Genomic DNA, 5,520 nt, shown 5'->3' with positions numbered 1-5,520 from the left:
GGACCCGGTGATCGGCCGCGACGAGGAGATCCGCCGCGCCATCCAGGTGCTGGCGCGCCGCACCAAGAACAACCCGGTGCTGATCGGCGAGCCCGGCGTCGGCAAGACCGCGATCGTCGAGGGCCTCGCGCTGCGCATCGTCAATGGCGACGTGCCGGAGGCGCTGAAGGGCAAGCAGTTGCTGTCGCTCGACCTGGGCGCGATGGTCGCCGGCGCGAAATACCGCGGCGAGTTCGAGGAACGGCTGAAGGCGGTGCTGAAGGAGATCGAAGCCGCCGAGGGCAACGTCATCCTCTTCATCGACGAGATGCACACGCTGATCGGCGCCGGCCGCGCGGACGGCGCGATGGACGCGTCGAACCTGATCAAGCCGGAGCTGGCGCGTGGCACGCTGCACTGCATCGGCGCCACGACGCTGGACGAATACCGCAAGCACGTGGAGAAGGACGCGGCCCTGGCCCGTCGCTTCCAGCCCGTGTTCGTGGGCGAGCCGAGCGTCGAGGACACGATCAGCATCCTGCGCGGCATCAAGGAAAAGTATGAGCTGCACCACGGCGTCCGCATCGCGGACTCGGCGCTGGTGGCGGCCGCGACGCTGTCGAAGCGCTACATCACCGACCGGTTCCTGCCGGACAAGGCGATCGACCTTGTCGACGAGGCCGCGAGCCGGCTGCGCATGCAGGTCGACAGCAAGCCCGAAGCGCTGGACGAGCTCGATCGGCGGATCATCCAGCTCAAGATCGAGCGGGAGGCGCTGAAGAAGGAAAGCGACGCGGCGTCGAAGGACCGGCTGGGCAAGCTGGAGCATGAGCTGGCCGACCTGGAAGACAAGTCCAACGCGATGGCCGCCGCCTGGAAGTCCGAGAAGGACCAGGTCCAGGAGACTCAGAAGCTGAAAGAGCAGCTCGACCAGGCTCGGTCCGAGGTCGAGGTGGCGCAGCGTCGCGGCGACCTTGCGCGGGCCTCGCAGCTTCTGTACGGCGAGATCCCGGGCCTGGAGAAGAAGCTGTCGGAACACGCCGACGGCAAGCTGGTGAACGAGGCGGTTACGGAAGAAAGCATCGCCGCGGTCGTCAGCCGCTGGACCGGCGTGCCGGTGGACAAGATGCTGGAAGGCGAGCGCGCCAAGCTGCTGCGCATGGAGGATGAGTTGCGCAAGCGGGTCATCGGCCAGGAAGATGCGCTGAAAGCCGTTGCGAACGCGGTCCGGCGGGCGCGTGCCGGGTTGCAGGACCCGAACCGGCCGATCGGCAGCTTCCTCTTCCTGGGCCCGACCGGCGTCGGCAAGACGGAGCTGACCAAGGCGCTGGCGGCGTTCCTGTTCGACGACGACAAGGCGATGGTGCGCATTGACATGAGCGAGTTCATGGAGAAGCACGCCGTCTCCCGCCTGATCGGTGCGCCGCCTGGTTACGTCGGATACGATGAGGGCGGCGTGCTGACCGAGGCCGTCCGCCGCCGGCCGTACCAGGTGATCCTGTTCGACGAGGTCGAGAAAGCGCATGAGGACGTGTTCAACGTCCTGCTGCAGGTGCTGGACGATGGCCGCCTGACGGATGGCCAGGGCCGCACCGTCGACTTCAAGAACACGATCATCGTGCTGACCTCCAACCTGGGCAGCGACATCCTGGCGGCACAGCCGGAAGGCGAGCCGGCGGCGATGGTCCAGGGGCAGGTGATGGCGGTGGTGCGGCATCACTTCCGGCCGGAATTCCTGAACCGGCTGGATGAGATCGTGCTGTTCCGCCGTCTGCAGCGGTCCGACATGGCTTCGATCGTCGACATCCAGTTGGCCCACCTGCGCAAGCTGCTGGCCGACCGGAAGATCGGTCTGGACTTGGACCAGCAGGCGATGGATTGGCTGGCGTCGGAAGGGTACGACAGCACCTATGGCGCACGCCCGCTGAAGCGGGTGATCCAGCGGTCGCTGCAGAACCCGCTGGCCGGGCTGATCCTCGAAGGCGGGGTCAAGGAAGGCGAGACGATCCATGTCTCGGCCAATTCCAAGGGCCTGGTGATCAACGGCCAGTTGGCCGAAGCGGCGTAAGGAACGGGGCGTGGTCCGGCATGGGCCACGCCCTTTTCATGTTCGGGATGCTATGTGGTAACGCCGTGGCAGCGAGAGGTGACGGCGATGCACACGATATCGATCTCGGACGAGGTGAAGGCGCTGCTCGACAGTCTCAGGGCTGACGACGAGACCGAGACGCAGTTCGTCGAGGATGCGATCCGCCTGAGGGCGTCCGCGGTGTCCGGTGACGAGGGGCTGGCAGACGCGATAGAGGCTGGCCTCGACGATATGCGTCGTGGCCGTTTTACGCTGGTCGACAATGAAGAGGCGCATCGCGCGCTTTGGAAGCGGATTGACGAAGACGTTGAGCGGCGCGTCGCTGGGCCGCGATGAGTTCAAGTTATCGTCTTGGCGACACGGCTCGTGTTCAGATCGTCGAGATTGTAGCAAAGAGCCAGCAAGACTATGGCCCGGCACATGCAACTCGGTACAGGGCGCTGATCGAGGCAGCCATATCCTGGCGATTGTCGGCCGCTCCTATCCAGCCGCCCGAGCGGCGCGGGATGCGCTATCGTGATCGCTCCAGAAGACAGGCATCGCCGTAGGAGTGGAACCGATACCCCGCTTCGATCGCGTGCGCGTACGCCGCCAGCATCGTCTCCCGTCCCCGGAACGCCGATACCAGCATCAGCAGGGTCGAGCGCGGCAGGTGGAAATTGGTTACCAGTGCATCGACCACGCGGAACCGGTAGCCGGGGGTGATGAACAGTGCCGTCTCGCCGGCGAACGGCGCCAGCACGCCGTCAGGTGAGGCTGCGCTTTCCAGCAGGCGCAGGCTGGTGGTTCCAACGGCAACCACGCGGCCGCCGCGTTGCCGGGCGGCGTTGACCGCCTCCGCCACCTCGGGCGTCACGGTCCCCCGTTCGGCGTGCATGCGGTGATCGGCGATCCGGTCCACGCGCACCGGCAGGAACGTGCCGATCCCGACATGCAGCGTCACCGTCAGCCGCCGCACCCCTGCCGCGTCGATCGCCGCCAGCAGGTCCGGGGTGAAATGCAGCCCCGCCGTGGGGGCGGCGACGGCGCCGGGCAGGCGCGCGAAGATCGTCTGGTAGTCAGCGGCGTCGCTGGGCAGAGGTCCGTCCGGCCGGTCGATATAGGGCGGCAGCGCCAGCGCCCCGGCGGCCTGGAAGGCTTCCATCAGCGCATCGCCGTCCCGGTTGAAGCGCAGGCCGATGCTGCCGTCCGGGCGCTTGGCCGTGACCGCGGCGGTCATGCCGGCGTCGAGCGGTTCGAACGCCAGCGTATCGCCGACCCGCACACGCCGCCCGTTGCGGGCCAGCGCGTTCCACACCCCGTCGGCGTCCGGCCGGTCCAGCGTGATGCCCACCGCCGCATCGCCCCGTCGCGCACGAAGCTGGGCCGGGAACACCTTGGTATCGTTGGCAACCAGAACATCACCCGGCCGCAGCAGCGACGGCAGGTCGCGGATAGCGCGATCGGCCAGCCCCGCGTCGTGGACATGCAGCATCCGCGCGGCGTCGCGCGGACGGGCGGGATGGTGGGCGATCCGGTCCGGCGGCAGTTCGTAGTCGAAGTCCGCCAGCATCAGCGCCGCGGGATCGTCGGTCACGGCTGGTAGGAGGAGATCTCGACCAGGTTGCCGTCCGGATCGCGGCAATACACCGACCGGATGGGACCGAGCGCGCCGGTCTTGGTGACGGGACCTTGGAGGATCTGGACGCCGCAGTCGTGCAGGTGGCCGATGACTTCCTCGGGCGGCACGGCGGTGATGAAGCAGACGTCGCCCGCGCCCGGATCGGCGCAGACGCCGGTGGGCCAACTGCCCAGGTCGGCGTCCACCGGCCGCAGGTTGATCTTCTGCCCGCCGAATTTCAGCGCCGTGCGGTTGTCGCCGAAATCCTCCCGCTCCATCCCCAGCACGCGCTGGTACCAGGCCGCGGCGATCTCCACGCTGCTGACGTTCAGGACGATGTGGTCGATCCGGTCGATGGTGAAGCGCATCAGCCCAATCCGTCGTAGAAATCGTTGCCTTTGTCATCAACGACGATGAAGGCGGGGAAGTTCTCGACCTCGATGCGCCAGACGGCTTCCATGCCGAGTTCGGGGAACTCCAGCACCTCCACTTTCTTGATGCAGTCCTGCGCGAGCCTGGCGGCGGGGCCGCCGACGGAGCCGAGGTAGAAGCCGCCATGGGCCTTGCAGGCGTCGCGCACGGCCTTGGAGCGGTTGCCCTTCGCCAGCATCACCAGCGACCCGCCGGCGGCCTGGAACTCGGCGACATAGCTGTCCATGCGCCCGGCGGTGGTGGGGCCGAAGCTGCCGGTGGCCATGCCTTCCGGCGTCTTGGCGGGGCCGGCGTAGTAGACCGGGTGGTTCTTGATGTAGTCGGGCAAGGGCTGGCCGTTGTCCAGCCGCTCCTTCAGCTTGGCATGGGCGATGTCGCGTGCAACGACCATCGTCCCCGTCAGCATCACCCGCGTCTTCACCGGATACTTGGACAGTTCCGCTCGGATTTCGCCCATGGGCCGGTTCAGGTCGATATGGACGCTGTCGTCGCCCAGCGTCTCGGCCGTGGCTTCGGGCAGGTACTTCGCCGGATCGGTTTCAAGCTGTTCCAGGAACACGCCCTCGGGCGTGATCTTCGCCAGGATCTGCCGGTCGGCGCTGCAGGACACGCCGATGCCGACGGGCAGCGACGCGCCGTGCCGGGGCAGGCGCACCACACGCACGTCGTGACAGAAGTATTTACCGCCGAACTGCGCGCCGATGCCGATGTTGCGGCTGATCTCCAGGATCTGCTTCTCGGCGTCCAGGTCGCGGAACGCATACCCCGCCTTGGATCCCTTGGTCGGCAATCCGTCCAGCCACTTGGTGGAGGCGAGCTTGACGGTCTTCAGCGTCATCTCGGCGGACGTGCCGCCGATGACGATCGCGAGGTGATAGGGCGGGCAGGCCGAGGTGCCCAGCGTCTTCATCTTCGCTTCCAGGAACTTCGCCAGCCCCGCCGGGTTCAGGATCGCCCGCGTCTCCTGGAACAGGAACGTCTTGTTGGCGCTGCCGCCGCCCTTGGCGACGAACATCAGGTGGAATTCGTCGGCGTGCCCATGGGAGTCGTCGTCGCCGGGGGCGGCCATGATGTCGAACTGCACCGGCAGGTTGTTGCCGGTGTTCACTTCCTCGAACATCGACAGCGGCGCCATCTGCGAATAGCGCAGGTTGGTTTCGGTGTAGGTACGGTGGACGCCCCACGACAGCGCCTCTTCCTCGTCGCCGTCGACCCAGACCCGCTGGCCCTTCTTGCCGAACACGATCGCGGTGCCGGTGTCCTGGCACATCGGCAGGATGCCGCCCGCGGCGATATTGGCGTTCTTCAGCAGGTCCAGCGCGACGAAGCTGTCATTGTCGCTGGCCTCGGGGTCGTCCAGGATCGCCCGCAGCGACGCGAGATGCGCCGGGCGCAGCAGGTGCGACACCTCGTGGAAGGC

Annotated in this window: 5 protein-coding genes; 2 read left to right on the top strand and 3 right to left on the bottom strand. The window is 67.1% G+C overall.

All coding sequences use genetic code 11. The annotated features are described in order from the left end of the window. On the top strand, nucleotides 1–2,047 hold a 2,047-nt coding region (locus VHB27_RS12450; protein WP_325600808.1), incomplete at its 5' end, for an AAA family ATPase. A gap of 87 nt (nucleotides 2,048–2,134) precedes the next feature. Then, nucleotides 2,135–2,404: a hypothetical protein gene (locus tag VHB27_RS12445; protein ID WP_325600806.1), complete on the top strand. Its 270-nt coding sequence runs from the start codon at nucleotides 2,135–2,137 to the stop codon at nucleotides 2,402–2,404. Between the two features lie 175 nt (nucleotides 2,405–2,579). Here the strand turns inward: VHB27_RS12445 and queA are convergent, their stop codons facing one another. From queA to VHB27_RS12430, 3 genes are all read right to left on the bottom strand, one after another. Next, entirely contained in the window at nucleotides 2,580–3,620 is a 1,041-nt protein-coding gene (gene queA, locus VHB27_RS12440; RefSeq protein WP_325600810.1) for a tRNA preQ1(34) S-adenosylmethionine ribosyltransferase-isomerase QueA, read from the bottom strand. 20 nt (nucleotides 3,621–3,640) lie between these two features. Continuing rightward, nucleotides 3,641–4,036 (bottom strand): VOC family protein, encoded by a 396-nt coding sequence (locus VHB27_RS12435; RefSeq protein ID WP_325600804.1) that lies wholly within the window; start codon nucleotides 4,034–4,036, stop codon nucleotides 3,641–3,643. Beyond that, nucleotides 4,036–5,520 (bottom strand): fumarate hydratase (locus VHB27_RS12430; RefSeq protein ID WP_325600801.1); only part of this gene is annotated, 1,485 nt, incomplete at its 5' end. The genes VHB27_RS12435 and VHB27_RS12430, both read right to left, overlap by 1 nt.

This window comes from Rhodopila sp. (assembly GCF_035548235.1).
Taxonomy (GTDB): domain Bacteria; phylum Pseudomonadota; class Alphaproteobacteria; order Acetobacterales; family Acetobacteraceae; genus Rhodopila.
This window is presented reverse-complemented; position numbering and strand designations above follow the sequence as displayed.